This is a genomic window from Streptomyces sp. NBC_00005 (genome assembly GCF_045160215.1).
GTDB lineage: Bacteria > Actinomycetota > Actinomycetes > Streptomycetales > Streptomycetaceae > Streptomyces.
Window position 1 is genome coordinate 9,233,695 of the sequence record NZ_CP108316.1, and the last position, 18,308, is coordinate 9,252,002.

Annotated in this window: 14 protein-coding genes; 8 read left to right on the plus strand and 6 right to left on the minus strand. The window is 71.5% G+C overall.

What is annotated here, in order from left to right:
- Positions 1 to 66 precede the first annotated feature (66 nt).
- Entirely contained in the window at positions 67 to 930 is an 864-nt protein-coding gene (locus OG303_RS42185; RefSeq protein WP_405875190.1) for a phosphatidylinositol-specific phospholipase C/glycerophosphodiester phosphodiesterase family protein, read from the plus strand.
- A gap of 109 nt (positions 931 to 1,039) precedes the next feature.
- A complete protein-coding gene (locus OG303_RS42190) occupies positions 1,040 to 1,234 on the plus strand; it encodes a hypothetical protein (protein WP_405875191.1) in 195 nt (64 codons plus the stop codon).
- Between the two features lie 3 nt (positions 1,235 to 1,237).
- Here OG303_RS42190 and OG303_RS42195 read toward each other — a convergent pair whose 3' ends face one another.
- The 4 genes from OG303_RS42195 to OG303_RS42210 form a co-directional block, all read right to left on the minus strand.
- Complete coding sequence (locus OG303_RS42195; protein WP_405875192.1) at positions 1,238 to 2,446, minus strand: phosphodiester glycosidase family protein; 1,209 nt, start codon at positions 2,444 to 2,446, stop codon at positions 1,238 to 1,240.
- A 135-nt stretch (positions 2,447 to 2,581) separates the two neighbouring features.
- Positions 2,582 to 2,941: a DUF779 domain-containing protein gene (locus OG303_RS42200; protein ID WP_405875193.1), complete on the minus strand. Its 360-nt coding sequence runs from the start codon at positions 2,939 to 2,941 to the stop codon at positions 2,582 to 2,584.
- Between the two features lie 78 nt (positions 2,942 to 3,019).
- Entirely contained in the window at positions 3,020 to 5,371 is a 2,352-nt protein-coding gene (locus OG303_RS42205) for an FtsX-like permease family protein (protein WP_405875194.1), read from the minus strand.
- Positions 5,368 to 6,060 (minus strand): ABC transporter ATP-binding protein, encoded by a 693-nt coding sequence (locus OG303_RS42210; RefSeq protein WP_405875195.1) that lies wholly within the window; start codon positions 6,058 to 6,060, stop codon positions 5,368 to 5,370. Before OG303_RS42210 ends, OG303_RS42205 begins: the two co-directional genes overlap by 4 nt.
- A gap of 274 nt (positions 6,061 to 6,334) precedes the next feature.
- Here OG303_RS42210 and OG303_RS42215 point away from each other — a divergent pair, with 274 nt between their 5' ends.
- Both OG303_RS42215 and OG303_RS42220 read left to right on the plus strand, forming a co-directional pair.
- Positions 6,335 to 7,501 (plus strand): sensor histidine kinase, encoded by a 1,167-nt coding sequence (locus tag OG303_RS42215; RefSeq protein ID WP_405877742.1) that lies wholly within the window; start codon positions 6,335 to 6,337, stop codon positions 7,499 to 7,501.
- Positions 7,498 to 8,184 carry a response regulator gene (locus OG303_RS42220; RefSeq protein WP_405875196.1) on the plus strand — a complete coding sequence of 229 codons (687 nt, stop codon included), beginning with the start codon at positions 7,498 to 7,500 and terminating at the stop codon, positions 8,182 to 8,184. The genes OG303_RS42215 and OG303_RS42220 overlap by 4 nt, the downstream gene beginning before the upstream one ends.
- Here OG303_RS42220 and OG303_RS42225 read toward each other — a convergent pair.
- Together OG303_RS42225 and OG303_RS42230 are read right to left on the minus strand one after the other, a co-directional pair.
- Positions 8,153 to 8,707 carry a GNAT family N-acetyltransferase gene (locus OG303_RS42225; RefSeq protein ID WP_405875197.1) on the minus strand — a complete coding sequence of 185 codons (555 nt, stop codon included), beginning with the start codon at positions 8,705 to 8,707 and terminating at the stop codon, positions 8,153 to 8,155. The two genes, OG303_RS42220 and OG303_RS42225, sit on opposite strands and share 32 nt — an antisense overlap.
- Positions 8,708 to 8,719: 12 nt before the next feature.
- Positions 8,720 to 12,799 (minus strand): discoidin domain-containing protein, encoded by a 4,080-nt coding sequence (locus OG303_RS42230; protein ID WP_405875198.1) that lies wholly within the window; start codon positions 12,797 to 12,799, stop codon positions 8,720 to 8,722.
- Between the two features lie 368 nt (positions 12,800 to 13,167).
- Here OG303_RS42230 and OG303_RS42235 point away from each other — a divergent pair, with 368 nt between their 5' ends.
- From OG303_RS42235 to OG303_RS42250, 4 genes are read left to right on the plus strand one after another with little or no spacing between them, the layout of a single operon-like run.
- Positions 13,168 to 15,210: a glycoside hydrolase family 27 protein gene (locus OG303_RS42235; RefSeq protein WP_405877744.1), complete on the plus strand. Its 2,043-nt coding sequence runs from the start codon at positions 13,168 to 13,170 to the stop codon at positions 15,208 to 15,210.
- Between the two features lie 14 nt (positions 15,211 to 15,224).
- Positions 15,225 to 16,514: an ABC transporter substrate-binding protein gene (locus tag OG303_RS42240; protein ID WP_405875199.1), complete on the plus strand. Its 1,290-nt coding sequence runs from the start codon at positions 15,225 to 15,227 to the stop codon at positions 16,512 to 16,514.
- A gap of 1 nt (position 16,515) precedes the next feature.
- Complete coding sequence (locus OG303_RS42245; protein ID WP_405875200.1) at positions 16,516 to 17,451, plus strand: carbohydrate ABC transporter permease; 936 nt, start codon at positions 16,516 to 16,518, stop codon at positions 17,449 to 17,451.
- A complete protein-coding gene (locus OG303_RS42250; protein WP_405875201.1) occupies positions 17,451 to 18,299 on the plus strand; it encodes a carbohydrate ABC transporter permease in 849 nt (282 codons plus the stop codon). The genes OG303_RS42245 and OG303_RS42250 overlap by 1 nt, the downstream gene beginning before the upstream one ends.
- Positions 18,300 to 18,308: the final 9 nt, after the last annotated feature.

Here is an 18,308-nt window from a genome sequence, read left to right on the forward strand (position 1 = left end):
GTTCATTGGAGCCCAATCCGCCTCATACTCCCTGTGGTTCGAACCCGCCCCACAGGGAGACAGCAGATGGCACTCATGACCCGCCGCAGAGCCCTCACCGCCTTCGGCGCCACGCTCGCGGCAGTCCTCGCTCCGCCCGCCGGCAGCGCGTTCGCCAACGAACGCGGGCGCGGCCCCCGCCCGTTGTGGCGCGCCCACGCCCACAACGACTACGACCACCCGCGCCCCCTCTTCGACGCCCTCGACCACGGCTTCGGCAGCGTCGAGGCCGACATCTTCCTCGTCGGCGACCAGCTCCTCATCGCCCACGACGCCTCCGAGCTCGACCCGACCCGCACCCTCGAGTCCCTCTACCTCGACCCGCTGGCCGCGATCGTCAAGGCCAACCGCGGTTCCGTGTACCGGGGTTACCGCAAGCCCCTGCAACTGCTCATCGACATCAAGACCGAGGGCTCGTCGACGTACCTCGAACTCGACCGGCATCTCCAGCGTTACAAGCACCTGTTCACGACGTACGCCCACGGCCGCGTCCTCCCCGGCCCGGTCACCAACGTGATCTCCGGCGACCGAGCCGCCCGCACGCCCATGGAGGCCCAGACCGTACGGCGGGCCTTCTACGACGGCCGGCTCACCGACCTCGGCACCTCGGCGCCCGCCTCCTTCGTCCCGCTGATCAGCGACAACTGGCGGCTCAACTTCACCTGGCTCGGCGAGGGCGCGTTCCCCGACGCCGAGCGGCAGAAGCTGCGCGGCATCATCGGCCAGGCGCACGCGCGGGGCCAGAAGGTGCGCTTCTGGAACACCCCCGACCTGGCGGGCCCCGCCCGGGACGCGCTGTGGACCGAGCTGCTCGCCGCCGGCATCGACTACTTCAATACCGACGATCTCGCCGGTCTCGAAGCGTTCCTGAAGGCCCACCGGGCCGCGTAGAACCACACGTTCGGAGGACAGGTCAGCAGCCCGGGCGAACCCTCCGCTACGCCACACTTACGGCCGAACGCCGCGAACCGGACGTGGCGGCGTGGCGGAGGAGTTGACGATGGCGATTTCCATCTCTGTGGTGCTGCTGCTTCTGATCCTGGCGGTGATCTTCCTGCGCAACGGCGGGCTCAAGGTCTCCCACGCGCTGGTGTGCGCGCTGCTCGGCTTCTATCTGGCCAGCACGAGCATCGCGCCCACCATTCACAGCGGCGTCACGGCCACGGCGGACATCGTCAGCAGTCTCAGGCCGTGAGGATCACGACGTCGAGAACACCCCGATGCCGTTCGGGACCGGGCGTTCCGCGTTGCCGGACGGGTGGTTGCGTACGGACACCGCGGCTGCCCCCGGCGCACGGGCGACCAGGGTCGTCGATCCGCCGCCGTCCAGACTGAAGGCGTCGACCGAGCCCAACGACCGCATGGCGGTGGCCACTTCGGCGATCGTCAGACCGCTGCGGTACGCGGGTGCACCGTCCAGCGCGAACAGCAGCAGCCGCTTCCCGCCGTCCGCGATGCCGACGGCCGTGCGCACGGCCGCGGCCGTGTCGTCGAGGCCGGCCGGCGGGCGGCCGCCCTTCAGGACCGGATAGCCGCCGAGCGCGAAGCTGTACGCGGTCCGGGAGGTCGCGGCGACCAGCCGGTGCGACACCGTCACCGGCTCGCCCTTGAAGAACTTCCGCAGCTGCCGGGCGCCCGCCTCCCGGCCGACGAGCACCGTGGTTCCCGCGGCGATGGCGCCCTTGCCCGGAGCGGCGGCCTTGGAGACGACCCGGTTGCCCCGGACCGTCACCTCGTAGGTGTCCGAGCTGCAGGCGGCGCCCCGGTCGGTGTCCGTGCCGCAGGTGGCGCGGACCCGGGAGACGCCGCCCCAGTCGGAGGTGAAGGCGCCGACAGAGTTCACCGGCAGCGCGTACTGGTTGAGCCCGCCCAGCGGCAGCCGCCCCACCGGCGTGCGGATCGACCCGCTGAGGGCGAGGCTGTCCAGCCGGGCCCTGCGGTCGACGCCCACGCCGATCACGTCCCGGGTGGTGGTGCCGGGTGGCAGCTCCGGCCCGAAGCGCTGACCGTCCGGCACCGACGCCTTGAGCACACGACCCCGCGCGATCGCCGGTCCGTCGGTGGAGCCCGTCGCCTCGACGCCCGGGTGCTGGGTCTCGGTGATGTTGAAGAAGTCGCCGTTGATGCCCGCCACGGCGCCCTGCGCGTCGGCCATGGTGGAGACCGCGGCACGTGCGGCCACGGCTCCCGGATACAGCAGGCCGAGGCGTGTGTGCGTGTTGCGCAGGTTCACGGTGAGCACATGGGCGTGTGTCAGCCCCCTGGCCCCCTGGATGTCGAACTGCTTGTAGGTGACTCCCGGCGCGACCGCGGTGGCGCTCTGCACACCGCTGGCCGGTGCCGCCCCCACCAGGGCCGCACCGGCCAGCGCGCCGAATGCCGTGAGGAACGCCAGTGCCGATCTCACCGACGCCCGAACCGTTCTGTCGGATCTGCCTGTTACGAAACGCTTCTGACGATGCGTCACAGTTCCCCCTGGGGGATCGTCAAATGTCTCGGATCTCAGGGGAAGTGCACCAGACGACGGTGGCCCGCGGGGTGGCTATGCGCCGACTACGCGAGAACGGATGAGAAAACGCACCCCCTCGGGTGCTTCCAGCGAGAAACCGCTGCCGCGTCCCGCCACGACGTCCACAATCAGCCGCGTGTGGCTCCAGACCTCGTACTGGCTGCGCGACATCCAGAACGACACCGGCTCCGCCACCCCCTCGACCTCCAGTTCCGCGAGCAGCACGTCGGAGCCGCCGGTGCGGAACTCGCCCTCCGGGTAGCACATGGGCGCGCTGCCGTCGCAGCAGCCGCCGGACTGGTGGAACATCAGCGGGCCGTGCATCGCGCGCAGACGGCGCAGCAAGTCGGCGGCCGCAGGGGTGATTTCGACGCGCTGGGTCTCCTCGGGCATGCGTCCAGGGCAGCACGGGCAAGGTTGCGAGAGGGTTGCACGAGCGGGGTCGGAAGGAGATCGCACCCGCACGCCCGCTCACTCGGCGCGCAGCGCGGTCGCCGTGCGGATGCGGGCCGCCCAGCCGGCCGGCAGGAGCGAGCCCAGGACGGCGACGGCCGTGCCCGCCAGGGCGAGCAGGACCAACTCGGGTGTGCCGTAGACGGCGATGACCGACTCGGGCAGCCGCATACCGCTGCTTCGGCCCATGACCGGCATCACCGCGTCGTGCACCGCCACCCCGAGCGGCACGCCCAGCGCGCCGCCGACCAAGCCGGGCAGCACGACCGAGGTGACGACCATCGTGACGGTCTGGCGGGGCGTCATGCCGAGGGCCTTGTGGACGCCGAGGTCCCGGATGCGTTCGTGGGTGTCGAGGACGACGCCGCCCAGCACGCCGAGCGCGGCCACGCCGACCAGCAGCGCGGTGAGGAACGCGGTCAGGGCGTCGATGACGGTGACGGTGTCGCTGCCGTTGACGTACTTGTCGCTGGTCGCGTCGGTGCCCAGCGGCTTCAGTTCGGCGTTGAGCGCCTTCACGTAGGCGTCCGTGTCGGTGCCGGCCTTGAGATCGACGGCGTATGCCGTGGACTTCAGGTCCGGTACGGCGGACTTCAGCGTCGCCGCGTCGGTGAAGACGCGGGTGCCCTCGTCGCCGGTGTCGAAGACCTCGCCGACGATCCGCACCGGCACCGGCCTGCCGTGCACCTTCAGCGTGATGGTGTCCCCGACCTCGGCCGACGCGGCGGTCAGGACCGGTGTCGCGACCACGACTTCGCCGGCCCGATGCATCCACCGCCCCGAGACCATCCGGAAGCCGCCCCAGGACGCGTCCCCGTCGTAGGCGACGAGGCTGATCTCTCCGGACACGCCCGACAGGGCCGCCGGCGTTGTCGCGGTGCCGTAGTACCTGCGGGTGCCGGCCTGGTCCTCGATCGCCTTGGTGACCGCCGCGGGATCGGCGACCGTGGGCGGGCCGCCGCCGGGACCGATGTGCACGCCGCCGGTCGGGCCGGCCTCGCCGACGGTGACGTCGGCGGCGTTGTGGTTCTTGGCCGCGATCACCTCGCCCAGCGAGGCGGACAGACCGGTGGCGAGGGTGACGGCCGCCGCGCCGAACACCACCGCGGCCACCATCGAGGCGGTGCGCGCCGGGCGGGCGAAGGGACGGGCCAGGCCGAGGCCCACCGGCCGCGGCAGCGGAAGCCGGGCGGCCAGCCGCGCCGCACGCCGGCCCCGGCCGGGAGCGGGCGTGCGGCCGAGGGCCAGCGCGTCGACCGTGCGCAGCCGCCCGGCCCGCCAGGCGCTCGCGCACGCCGTCACCGCGACCACGCCCAGCACCCCGCCGACCACCATGACGTCCAGCCACACCTCGACGCCCAACCCCGCAGTGCCGTACACGTCCTCCGTCCGGGACAGCAGCGGTACGGCCAGCAGATGACCGGCGACCGTGCCGAGCACCACCCCCACCGCCGCCGGAAGCAGCGCCTGGCCCGCGCAGGCCCGTACGACCTGGCCCGGCGTGCAGCCGACCGCCTTGAGGACGCCGATGCGTCGCAGGCCGGTGGCCACCGCGCCGGCGACCACGTTGCCGACGATCAGTACCGACATGACCAGGCCCAGGACGCCGAACGCGACCAGGAAGGGCACGAACAGCGATGTGTCGCGGGTGGCGACCTTCTTGACGGACAGCCAGGACTGCGCGCCGGACAGCGACCCGGCGGGGACGGCCGAGGCGACCGCGGTCCGGTCCCGGGCGACCTCGGTCGAGGTGGCCGCGTGCGTGAAGCGGTAGAGCATCTGGTAGCCGCCCGCCTCGCCGGATGCGGTGAGCGCCGGGATCTGCGAGGGCAGCACCCAGCCGTCCGCCGTACGGCTGACCGAGCGGGCCACGCCGACCACCGTCAAGGAGGGGCTGCCGGGCAGGTCCGGGAAGGTGAGCTCCCGGCCGAGGCCCACGGCCGGTTCGGTGTCCGCCGACAGCACGATCTCGCCGGCCTTCCGGACCCAGCGACCCTTGGTCAGGTCGACCCGGTCGACGGCTCCGCCGGGAGTCGGGCGCCCGACGAGGGACAGCGTCGCGACCGACTGTCCGCTGATGCCCATGACGGGGGAGGCGGTCGGGAACGGGCCCGCCGCGGCGTCGGCCCCGGCGGCGTGCGCCGATGCCTCGACCTGTGCCCGCGTGGCCCTGCCCGCGTCGAACTGCGCGGCCAGATGCGCCCCGTGCTGCCGCGCGAAGGCCTTCTCGAACGGCGCCTCGGACGCCACCAGCAGCGAGCCGCCCAGCACGGACGCCGTCACCGCCAGCAGCGTGGCCAGGCCGATCACCAAGGTCTGCACCCGGCGGCGGGCCATGCCCGCGCCGACGACCCGGACGAGCGCGCTCATCGGACGGGCTCCGTCTCGGCGTCGGCGGCGATCCTGCCGTCAGCGAGGCGGACCGTGCGGCGCGTGCACGACTGGGCCAGAGCCAGGTCGTGGGTGACGATCACGAGGGTCTGGCCGTCGTCGTTGAGCTCCTTGAGCAGGCGGCTCACGTCGTCGCCGGACGCGGAGTCCAGTGCTCCGGTCGGCTCGTCCGCCAGCAGCAGCGGCGGACGGTTCATCAGAGCCCGGGCCACCGCGACGCGCTGCCGCTCGCCGCCGGACAGCCGGCCCGGGAAGGCACGGGCGTGACGGCTGATGCCGAGCGACTCCAGCAGACCGTCCGCACGGCGCTGCGCCTCGCGCTGCCCGAGGCCCGCCAGCCGGGCGGGCAGGACCACGTTGTCGGCGACGGTCAGGTCGTCCAGCAGGTTGAAGAACTGGAACACCATGCCGATCTTCGCCCGCCGGTAGCGTGCCGCGGCGGCCTCGCCGAGCCGGTCCACCCGTACGCCGTCCACGGTGACCGTGCCGGTGTCCGGCCGGTCCAGGCCGGCGACCAGGTTCAGCAGCGTCGACTTGCCGCTGCCCGACGGGCCCAGGACGGCCACCGCCTCCCCGGTCCGCACGGTCAGGGACGCGTCGTCCAGGGCGGGCGGTCCGGCGTCGTAGCGGCGGCTCACGTCCCGCAGTTCGATCAGTGGTGTCGTCATGACGGCTCCTCGGTCGGGGCATCCGACGCTAGGAACGACACCGGGAACGGACGACGGCCGGCGGGGGTAATCGCCGTACCGCATCGGGACGAGGGACCGCGGAGTCATCCCTGAGATGTACGCGCCGGATGTACACGGGCAGGCCTGCGGAGGGATTCCCGGCGCCGCGGCCGCCCGGGAGAATGGGCCGGTGACGGTGTGGCAGCACGCGAGAGAAGGAACCCCGGGCCGGCTGCGCGGGGCGGCCGGAGCACTGCTGCGTCCGACCGGTCCGATGCCCGAACCGACGCGGCGCGGGCGGCTCTTCGACGCCGGACTGGCCCTCGCCCTCGCCGCCGCCTCGACCGACTACACGATGGGCGACGGGTACGAACAGGCCCATGTGCACAGCATCGTGGGCCTGTGGGACCTGGCGTTCCTGGCCTCGGCGGCGCTGGCCTGGCGGCGCCGGTACCCCCTCGCGGTGCTGTGGACCGTGATGGCCGCGACCGCGCTGACCCCGGACAGCGTCGCCCGGATCACCTTCTACCACTGTGTCATCGCCGCCTACTCCGCCGCGGCCTACAGCCCCTACCGGGTGGCGACACTGGCAAGCCTGGCCGGCACGGTGGTTCTGATCGGACGGCCCGACACACCGCGCCACCCCTACGCGTACTTCGAGCCCACCGTCCCGACCCAGTACGTACCGTTGCTCGTCTCCGTCCCCGTCGTCGTGGCCGCCATAGGACTGCGCACATGGCGACGGCGGGCCGCCGATACGCGGACGCGGCTGACCGCGGTGGAGCGCGAGCAGAGTGAGGCGCTGCGCCGGGCCGTGGAGCACGAACGCGCCCGGATCGCACGGGAGTTGCACGACGTCGTCACGCACAACGTCAGCGTGATGGTGATCCAGGCCGGGGCCGCCCGCAAGATCATGGACAGGTCGCCCGACCAGGCGCGCGAGGCGCTGCTCGCGGTGGAGGCGGGCGGCCGGGCGGCGATGGGGGAGCTGCGGCAGGTGATGGGACTGCTCACGCCGGACACGGACGACGCGGAGTGCCTGGCCCCGCAGCCGGGCCTCGGTCAACTCGAGGCACTCGTGGGCCGGATGCGCACCGCCGGGCTGCCCGTCGAGCTGACGGTGACGGGCCCGGCGGCCCAACTGCCCTCACCAGGAGTCGAACTGGCCGCCTACCGCGTGGTCCAGGAGGCCCTGACCAACATCGTGAAACACGCGGCCGGGGCCAAGGCGAGCGTCCGGGTCTCGTACGGCGACGAGGACCTCCGCGTCGAGGTCACCGACACCGGCGGCCCGCCCGGCCCCGCCGCGGCCACCGGCAACGGGCGCGGACTGATCGGCCTGCGCGAGCGGTTGGCCGTCCACGGCGGCACCCTGCGCACCGGTCCACGCCCGCTCGGCGGTTTCCGCGTCCACGCCCTGATCCCCCTGGAGCTCCCGTGAACCCACCGCTGCGCGTCGTGGTCGCCGACGACCAGGCTCTGGTGCGCACCGGCTTCCGGCTGATCCTCGGCGCCGACGGCATCGAGGTGGTCGCCGAGGCGAGGGACGGCGCCGAGGCGGTCGCCGCGGTCCGGCGCACCAGGCCCGACGTGGTGCTGATGGACATCCGGATGCCGGACATGGACGGCCTGGAGGCCACACGACGCATCCTCGCGGGCACCGGTGCGACGGACGCCCCACGCGTGGTCATGCTCACCACCTTCGACCTCGACCACTACGTCTACGCGGCGCTGTCCGCCGGAGCCAGCGGCTTCCTCCTCAAGGACGTCACCCCCGAACACCTCGTCGCCGCCGTCCGCACGGTCCGCGCGGGCGACGCGCTGCTCGCCCCGGCCATCACCCGCCGCCTCGTGGAGCGCTTCGCCCGTACCGGCGCGGAATCCGCGGTCCTCCACCGCGACCTGGCAGCCCTGACACCCCGCGAACTCGACGTCCTGGGGCTCCTCGCGCAGGGCCTGAGCAACGCCGAACTCGCGGCCCGCCTCCACCTCTCCGAGGCGACCGTCAAGACGCATGTGTCCCGCATCCTCACCAAACTCTCCCTGCGCGACCGCGCCCAGGCCGTGGTGGTGGCGTACGAGACGGGTCTGGTCAGCCCCCGGTCGAGTGCGACGGAGGACTGACCGGGCCGGGCGGGGCCGCGTAGCAACGGACGGACACCACCTGGTCCGGTGCCCAGCGTTGCTCCACGACGTCCAGCAACTCCCAGCCCAGCCGCTCGTAGAGGGCCGCGGCCGCCCTGTCGGAGGCGACGACGTCGAGCACGGGGTGCAGTCCGCGCGCCCGCGCCTCCTCGACGGCCCGTGCCATCAGCGCGGCGCCGAGCCCGTGCCCGCGTGCGGCGGGCGACACGAACAACCGGCCGACGACGGCGGTGCGTTCGACGCCGAGGCCCGCGCGGGCGCCCCACAACCCGGGTGCCACGTCTCCGTCGGCGGCCCGGGACAGGCCGAGATGACCGACCACGCGGCTGTCGACCTCGGCCACCCAGGCCGCCAGCTGGGAGGACGGCGTCAGCCAATCGGCCGGGCCCGCGGGCCAGTTGACGGGGTAGCCGCTGTGCCGGTGCACGGCGGCGAGGACCTCGACGCAGGGGTCGAGGTCCCGGTCGGTCCGCTGCCGGACCCGTGGCTCGTTGGTGCTCATGATCAGCCAGTATCACGGCTCCACGGCGACCGAGGGCACGTTGTACCCCTCGACGAGGAGCTTCGGCCTCGTCGCGCCCGCCGCGGTCGCCGGCCAGGACGTGGTCACGTTCCTGGTCTCACCGGGCAGCAGCCACAGGTAGTTGTCGCTGTACAGGGTGGGCAGCACCCGGCGACCGGTCTTCGCGTCGACGAGCGAGACGCGGACCATCGCCGCCACCGACGAACCGCGGTTGCGCAGCCGTGCCGTGAGCCCGTGGCGCGGGCCCGAGCGGTCCGTCGCGGTGATGTCGACGGACACCCGGGACCGATCCACGCTGTTCAGCGCCCGCATGTCCTGGGCCTCCCGGTAGCGCCAGTACGTGTTCTCGGACAGCAGCCCGCCACGCGCGTCCGTCAGGCGCAGCCGCAGCAGGTGGAAGTCCGGCAGACCGTCCGTCCCGTCGTCCAGGGTGAACGCGTCCGTGGTCGAGGAGGGCGCGATGTCCACGGCCCTGTGCCGCTCGGGGGCGAGTCCGCGGCCGGAGAGGTCGAAGCGGCGGGCCGACACCGTGGCGCCGGTGATGGGCCGGGGCGTGTGGTTCACGGCGATCACCCGGCCGTCCTGCGCACCGGCCTGGACGTGGACGGGCTCACCGGCCTTGCGGGCGCCGTAGTAGGCGCCGTTGACGTCGAAGTCGTAGTCGTACGTCTGCCACACCGTGCTGTACCAGGCGGGATGGGACATCCACAGCATGAGCCCGCTCGCGTCGTCCCAGAGGTTGGCGTTCCAGGCCTCGAACATGGCTCGGTGGTTCTCGTAGTTGACGAACTGCGCCTTGCGGCAGAAGTCCTCGAGGTCCGCGGCGGTGTCGAGCCGGGTCTCGATGGCCGCCCGGTAGTTCTGCGGTGCCTGATTCCCCTTGGTGCTCCAGTCGTGGTAGTACCAGGCGCCGCCGACCGGCCACTCGGGCTCGTCCCCGACCAGGCCGCGCATCGTCTCAACCGTCGGTACGACCGGCATGCCGATCTCGGTGTGGAAGCCGAAGCTGCCGCTGCCGTAGGTGGTGGGGGAGGAGTAGCGCTCGGGCTCCACCCATCCGTACGGCCCGCCGCCGGAGACGATCCCGCCCGCCGAGTTGTTCTGGTAGAACACGTCCGGCGCCTCGGCGCGCACCGCCGCACGCATGCCGTCGTCGACCGGGCCCGGCGGGTTCCCCTCGTTGGCGCCGCACCACACGACGACGCAGGGGTGGCTGCGGTACCGGCGCACCGTGTCCCGCGCGAGGTCGAGGAAGGCCTTGTGGTCCGGCGGGTCCATGGCCCAGGCGTTGGGGAAGTCGTTCCACACCAGCAGCCCGTGCTCGTCGCAACTGGCGTAGAACTCCTCGCGGTTGCTGCTGCCCACCCAGTTGCGGATCATCGTGAAGTTCATGTCCCGGTGCATCCGCACCGCCGTGTCGGTGCGCGCGGCCGGCATGCGGCGCAGCAGCTCGTCCCAGCCCCAGTTGCCGCCGCGGCAGAAGACGCGCACCCCGTTGACGCTGATCTTCAGCGGGACGGGTGTGTTGTCGACGGACTTCACGTCCATCCAGTCCTCGCCGTCGTCCGAGACCTGGATCGTGTACGTCTTCGGGTAGGCCGTCTCCCAGAGGACGGCCACGCGGTCGAAGGTCACCGAGGAGCCCAGGTCGACCCGGATCCACTGGTCGTCCTCGTAGGCGGAGGACCAGCGGGTGTTCGGGTCGCCGTCGGTGGCGTTGCCGGGGTCGTTGGAGCCGTCCACCGAGGAGGACGTCGCCTTCTTGTGCAGGGCCAGATCGGTGTCCGGCGAGCCGCTGTCCAGAACCGACAGGCTCCACACCGAAGAGCCCCAACTCGTGGCCCGGGTACGGCAGAAGACCCGCAGATACCGGGCCTTCCGCGCCGCGAAGTCCACGTTCTGCAGGCTCGCCGCACCACTTGTCCCAAACGGCAGCGGTACCGCCGTGTTGTCGACGGCGGCCGCGTCCGTCCAGTTCTCGTCGTCGTCGGACACCTGGATCGTGTACGTCTTCGCGTACGCCTGCTCCCAGGTGATCACCAGCCGGTCGAAGGAGACCGAGGAGCCCAGGTCGACCCGGATCCACTGGTCGTCCTCGAAGGCGGACGACCAGCGCGTACCCGCGTCACCGTCGGTCGCGTTGCCGGGCCCGTTGGCCGGGTCGTCCACGGAGGAGGACGTGGCCGTCATGCCTAGCGCCAGGTCGGTGTCCGGGGCGGCGCTGTCGGCGACCGTGAGCGACCACAGGGACGAGCCCCAACTCGTCGCCCGCGTACGGCACATGATCCGCACGTACCGTGCCTTGCGGCGGGTGAAGTTCACCGTCTGGGCGTACGCGTCGCTGCCGGACTGGAACACGAGGGGTATGTCGTACTCGTAGCCGAACTGGCGTATCCCGAAGCGGGTGGTGCGCCGGTCGCTCTCCTCGTCGGCGATCGTGGCGGTGAGGGTGAGGTGGTGCAGTGCCGGGTCGCCGTAGCCGTTGGGCCACCACAACTTCGGGTTCCGGAGCTTGAGTTGGGGGTGGTCGGCGGGTGTGAAGGTGGCGTCGGCCGTCTCGCCGCCGGGGATCGTGACCGTCCGGGTCAGGCGAACGCCGTCGAAGGCCGCGGAGACGGTGACGCGTCTGTCGTCGGAGGCCGCGTTCCGCACCGGGACCACGATCGTCAGCTCGGCCGTGCGGGTGTCGGGCAGATCGGGCAGCCGGGTGTCCACGCGGGGATCGCCCAGCACCGCGGCGCCCGTGGAGCGCAGCCGTACGTGGTTCCAGATGCCGGCCGCCCGGTCCCGCACCGCGGGCATCCAGTCCCAGCCCGAAGAGGCCAGATACGTCGGTGAGTTGCGGTTCATCATGTTCGCCCCGGCGTCGACGAACGCCAGGCCCGCCGGGCCCTTGTCGCCGGGGCTGCCGGGGAACGGCATGGGAGTGATGCGGACGGCGAGAGCCTGTGCGTCGGCATCGCCGATCAGGCTGGTCACGTCGTGGGCGGCGCGGGCGAAGGGGAAGGTCAGGTCGCCGACCCTGCTGCCGTTGAGCCATGCCTCGGCCTTGTGGTTGACCCCGTCGAACTCCAGCCAGACGTGCCGTCCCGCGCCGGTGCGCAGGCCTTCGGGGAGGCGGAACTCGCGCCGGTACCACCAGGCGTGCCGTGAAAGCGCCTCCGGGACATGGAGGTTGTTGAAGCCCGAGACCGGGTCGGGCAGCTTCCCCTGGTCCACCAGCGAGGTCAGCACCGTGCCGGGGACCGTCGCCGGCAGCCAACGGCTCGTGTCCACCCCGGACTTCGACAACTCGGCGCCGTCACCGCCGTCTGCGCCGGCCCAGTCGTCCATGGTCAGGTCCCAGCCGGATTCCAGCGGTACGGTGCCGTCCTCGGCGACCTTCAGCGCCGGGGGCGTCCGGTGGTGGGAGCCCCAGTCCGTCCAGCCGGTGACATCGGGGCGGGCCGTGCGGCAAGTTCCGTACACCTGGAGGCCGTTGAGGCCCAGCGGGTTCGCGTTCGACCGCTTGTGCACGGTCATCCGCAGCCAGCGTGCGGTGACGGGTTCGGGCAGGGCGATCTCCACCGCCCCGCCCTTGCCGGAGTCGGTGCGGTACACGGCGGTCCACGTCCTGTGGTCCCGTGACGTCTCGATCACGAAGGCGACCGCGCAGCTGGAGAGGATCTCCTGCCCCGTCGTGTCGTTGCGCGGATTGCCCCCGGGGGCGTCGACGTACGGCGGGTCGTCCGCCGTCGCCTCGAAGGTGAGGTGGAGCGAGGAGACCTCGCACAGCGCCTGGAGATCGACGGAGATCCACTGCGGGTCACCGGGCGCGGCCCGCCATCCCGTGCCGCGCACTCCGACAGTGCTGAGTCCGTCGACCGCGAACTCGGCCGGGGTGGGCGCGTAGTCGGTGGAGGAGACGGACACGGGGCGGTGGACGGCGAGCTCATCGGGCCGGCTCGGTTGTCCGGAACCGGATGCCAGGGCATCGGCGGGGAAGGCCATGCCGAGGCCGAAACCCGCGAGGAGCGTGGACCCGGTGGACAGGACGGTGCGGCGCGACGGTCTGGGCGGCTGATCCGACATGAACTGCGGCTCCGATCAGGGATGTTCGCGGAACGGGAGAGATCTGGGCGGCCAGCGGACAACGTTGCCAAGCGGGCTCTGACAACGTTGCCGAACACTGCCCCCGGGTCGGAAAGCTGTCAAGGTCTCCGGCAGCTCACCGGCGGCTGTTTAGATAAATTAGGAATTAATATTGACAAGGTTTCGGCCGCGCGCCACAGTCGTCGCCGTGACGCCGTCGGCCCTCCGCACGGAGCGGCCCGCGCCACGCCCTCCTGCTTCCCAACCACCCGGAGAGGCACGTGACCTCACACCCGCACGGCCGGAAGGCCAAAGGCCACAGACTCGGGCGCCACACCACGACGGCCGCGATCGCGACCGTCCTCGCCGTGACCGCCGCCCCCACGGCCACCGCGCGGAGCGCCGAGGACCAGGGCGCCCCCGCGTACTACGACAGCGGCCTGGCACCGACGCCCTACATGGGCTGGAACACCTACTACGGGCTCGGCGCACCCACCGAGAAGGAGGTGCGCGCCGTCGCCGACAAGCTGGTCTCCAGCGGGCTGCGCGACAGCGGCTACGACATCGTGTGGCTCGACGGCGGCTGGCAGGCCGACAACCCCCGTGACGCACAGGGGCGGTTGGTGGCCAACCCGGACCGCTTCCCCTCCGGCATCCCCGCCCTCGTGTCCTACCTGCACCAACGCGGACTGCGGGCGGGCATCTACACCGACGCGGGTACCTACGACGGCGGCAAGAGCTGCGGACTCGGCAGCCGTGGCTACTACGACCAGGACGCGCGGCAGTTCGCGGGCTGGAAGGTCGACGCGATCAAGGTCGACTTCCTGTGCGGGATCGGCGCGAAGCTCGATCCGGGGCCCGCGTTCAAGGAGTTCAGCGACGCGGTCGCCAAGTCCGGCCGCACAATGCTGCTGAACCTGTGCAATCCGCTCACCGACGACTGGGGCCTGCCCCACACCCCCGAGCAGGACGCCCACAACACCTACGTCTACGGCCCGACGACCGCCGACTCCTGGCGCACCGGCACCGACATCGCCTGGGGCACCCCGAGCCCCGGCCAGTGGCCCAACGTGCTGCGCAACATGGACGCCAACGCCTGGCATCCGGAGGCGCAGGGCCCCGGCCACTACAACGACCCGGACTACCTCATCCCCATGCGCCGGATGACCGACGGGTCGTACGAGCTGACGCAGGAGGAGTCGACCAGCCAGTTCGTGATGTGGGCCGAGATGGGCTCGCCGCTGATGCTGGGCTCCGACCCGCGCACTCTGTCCGACTCGATGCTCAAGACGCTCCGCAACCCGGAGATCATCGCCGTCGACCAGGATCCCCTGGCCGTCCAGGGCGTACGGGTGGTGAACGACTCGACCGGCGACGTCTACAGCAAGGTCCTGCAGGGCAACGGCCGCCGTGCCGTCGTCCTCCTCAACCGCTCCGACCGACCCGCCGAGCGCACCGTGCAGTTCGCCGACAGCGGCCTCGGTGGCCCGGTGCAGGTCCGCGACCTGCGGGCACGCACCGACCGCGGCACGCACACGGGGTCGTACACGGTTGAGGTCCCCGCGCACGGCACCGCGTTCTTGAAGCTGACCGGAGCCGAAGCCCTGCCCGGAACCAGCCTGGGCGAGAAGACCACGGCCAGTCCGGCAGTGGTCCGCGACGGCGACACGCTGACCACATTCTTCCGGGGCGCGCACGGCTCGCTCGTCCAGCAGACCGACGGCAGGCGGAAGGACCTCGGCGGCCCCGCGCAGGGGAAGATCCTGGGCCAGCCGGCCGCGTACGCCTCCGCGGGCGGCCGCACCGACGTCTTCGTGCGCGGCGCCGACTCCCGGGCCTACCGGCGGGTCTTCGCCGACGGCCGCTGGGGTCAATGGCAAAGCCTGGGCGGGCAGTTGACCGACGCGCCGTCCGTGGCGTTCACCGACCCGACGCACTGGACGCTGTTCGCGCGCGGTGCCGACGGGCGGATCGTGCAGCGCGGGCCGGCGACCGGCTGGACGTCGCTGGGCGCGCCCGGTGACCGGCCGACCTACGGCCGTCCGTCCGCCGTCGTCGACAGCCAGGGGCGCGTCCATGTCGCCGTACGCACCGCGGCGGACGACGTGTGGACGCGGTCGCGGGACACGTCGGGGGAGTGGTCGGCGTGGACCTCGCTCGGCGGGACCGTCAGCGGCAGTCCGACCCTGGTCGCCGTGCGGGACGAGGTGGTCCTGTACGCGCGGGCCGCGGACTACACGCTCTGGCAGCAGCGGTACGCCGACGGTGCCTGGCAGGGGTGGAGCAAGCGGCAGGAGTTCCCGAGTGCCGCCTTCGACGGTGCGCTCGGCGCGGTCGAAGGCCCGGGCGGAGTCGTCGACGCGGTGTTCCGCGGTGTCGACGGCCATGTGCACCGCACCCAATTCAAGTGAACGAGGAAACAGTCATGATCAACCTTCAGCCAGGCCGACGCCGGTTCCTCGCCGGGCTCGGTGCCGCCGGGACGACGGCACTGCTCAGCGGGTGCGTCACCTCCACCTCCTCCGGCAAGAGCTCCTCGAAGGGCGCGGTGACGCTCCAGTCCAACCTCTCCGCCCCGCAGGCCAAGGCCGCGATGGAGGACATCGTCGCCGACTACGGCAAGCAGGGTTCCGGCAGGGCGAGCCTCAACACGGTCGCCGCGGAGACCTTCCGCACCCAGCTGCCGACGTATCTCACCTCGGCCAACCCGCCGGACGTGTACACCTGGTACCCCGGCTCGGTCGCCGACGCCTACGCCAAGAAGAAGCTGCTGCTCGACCTCGACGAGGCGTGGACTTCCTCGCCCGACCTGAAGAAGTACTCCAAGGCGCTGAACTCGCTCTGCACCGCGAGCTCCGGCAAGAAGGTCTTCGTGCCCACCACCTACTACTGGTGGGGGATGTTCTACCGGAAGTCCAACTTCGCCAAGTGGGGCGTGAGCGAGCCCAAGAGCTGGGACGACTTCCTCGATCTGTGCGACAAGCTCAAGAGCAAGGGCGTCGCCCCGATCGGGCTCGGCGCGGGCGGCAACACCGCCTGGGTGGCGTCGGCCTGGTTCGACTACCTCGACATACGGATCAACGGCGCCGACTACCACCGTCAACTCCTCGCCGGGAAGCACCGGTTCGACGACCCCGAGGTGCGCAAGGTCTTCGACCGCTGGCAGGAGGTGCTGCCGTACTTCGACCCGAACGGCGCCGCCGTCCCCTTCCAGGACGCCACCACCGCCCTGCTCAACGGCCGCAGCGGCATGATGCTCATCGGCACCTTCTTCGCCGACGCGGCGCCGAAGAGCGCCCTGGACGACATCGACTTCTTCCGCTTCCCGGTCATCGACTCCAAGGTCCCGCTCGCCGAAGAGGCGCCCACGGACGGCTACTTCGCGAGCGCCCGCACCGGCCGCCGCGACCAGGTCCTCGACCTGATGAGCTACCTCGCCACCGCCGAGGCGCAGGAGACGTACATCAAGGGCTCGTCCGGGACCGTCCTGCCCTGCAACCCGGACGCGAAGGACGCCGGGACCGCCCTGGTGAAGAAGGGACGGGAGCACATCGAGGCGGCCGCCGAGATCACCCAGTTCTTCAACCGGGACTCCAGCGACGCCCTCCAGCCCACCGCGGACACCGCGTTGACCAAGTTCCTGGCCAAACCCAAGTCGATCGGCAGCATCCTCACCGACTGGCAGCGCGAGGCCGAGAAGATCTGGAACGCCTGACATGGCCGTCCTGACCGCGCCCGAACGCAAGTCCCCGGCCCGCACGCCGCTCAGCGGCAAGCGGGTCCGGGGTCCCCGGCGCACGCCACCCCTGGTCCTGGCCTTCGTCCTGGTCCCGCTCCTCGCCGAGGCGGTTTGGGTGTTCTGGCCCGCCCTGCAGGGCTTCTACCTCGCCCTCACGCGCTGGGACGGCGTCTCGGCACCGCAGTTCATCGGCCTGGACAACTTCCGGGAGATGGCCCACGACGACGTCTTCCGCAGCGCGGCCGGCCACACGGTGCTGTGGCTCGTCCTCTTCGGCGGTCTGTCCGCCCTGCTGGGACTGGCCGCAGCGCTCCTCCTCCAGCAGGAGCGACGGGGCGTCGGCTTCTACCGGGCCGCCCTGTTCCTGCCCGTCGTCTTCTCCCTGGTAGCCACCGCCCTCGTCTGGCAGGCGATCTACCAGCCCGACGGCGTCCTCAACCAACTCCTCGCATCCGTCGGCCTCGACAGCCTCCGCCACGCCTGGCTCGCCGACCAGGACACCGCCCTGTACGCGGTGATCGTGCCCGCCCTGTGGCGGCAGATCGGCTACGTCATGGTCCTGTACCTGGCCGGCCTCAAGGGCATCGATCCCGCCCTGTACGAGGCGGCCAAGGTGGACGGCGCGACCGCCCGGCAGCGCTTCCGGCACGTCACCCTGCCCCAACTCCGCAGCGTCAACGCGGTCGTTGTGTCGGTCATCGTCATCGACTCGCTGCGCTCCTTCGACGTCGTGTGGTCGCTGACCCGCGGCGGCCCCTACCACTCCTCCGAGCTGCTGAGCACATACATGTACTCAACTGCCTTCCAGTCCCTGCGACTCGGCTACGGCTCCGCACTGGCCGTCGTCATCTTCGTACTGGCCTTCGGCGTGATCTGCTCCTACCTCGTCCGCGCGTTCCGGGAGGCCGACTGATGTCCGCCACCTCCACCGCCCTGCGCCGCAAGAGGGCCGCGACCGCCGGATTCCACCTGGGCGCCGGGGCGTTGGCCGTCCTGTGGCTGCTGCCCATCGCCCTGGTCCTGGTGACCAGCCTGCGCTCCTTCGACGACATCGCCGCGCACGGGCTGGGCAGTTGGCCCCACTCCTTCACCCTCGGCAACTTCCGCCAGGCCTGGGTCGACGGCGGCCAGCAGCGCGCCCTGATCAACAGCCTGCTCGTCACCGTGCCCTGCGTCCTGGTGACCCTCGCCCTGGCCGCCATGGCGGCGTTCGCCCTCAGCCGCTACGAACTACCCTTCCGCCGCTCCCTGTTGCTCCTCATGCTCGGCGGCAACCTTCTCCCACCGCAGATTCTGCTCATCCCGGTGTCCAAGCTCAGCGAACTGATGGGCGTCTACGACACCCTGCCCGCGCTGATCGGCGTGCAGATCGGTTTCGGCGTCGGCTTCTACGTCTTCGTCCTGCACGGCTTCATGCGGTCGATACCGGTGGAGATCCAGCAGGCCGCGGTCGTCGACGGCGCCGGACCCTGGCAGATCTTCTGGCGGATCATCCTCCCGCTGACCCGCCCCGCCCTGGCCGCCCTCAGCGCCCTGTCCTTCACCTGGATCTTCAACGACCTGCTCTGGGCGATCACCGTCCTGCGCAGCGACACCAAGATGCCGATCACCGCCGCCCTCATCGGACTTCAGGGGCAGTACGTGTCGATGTGGAACGTGATCGCCGCCGGTTCCGTCATCGCCGCCGCGCCCACGGTCGCCGTGTTCCTGCGGTTTCAGCGGCACTTCGTGGCCGGGCTCAACCTGGGAGCGGTCAAGTGACGTACGACC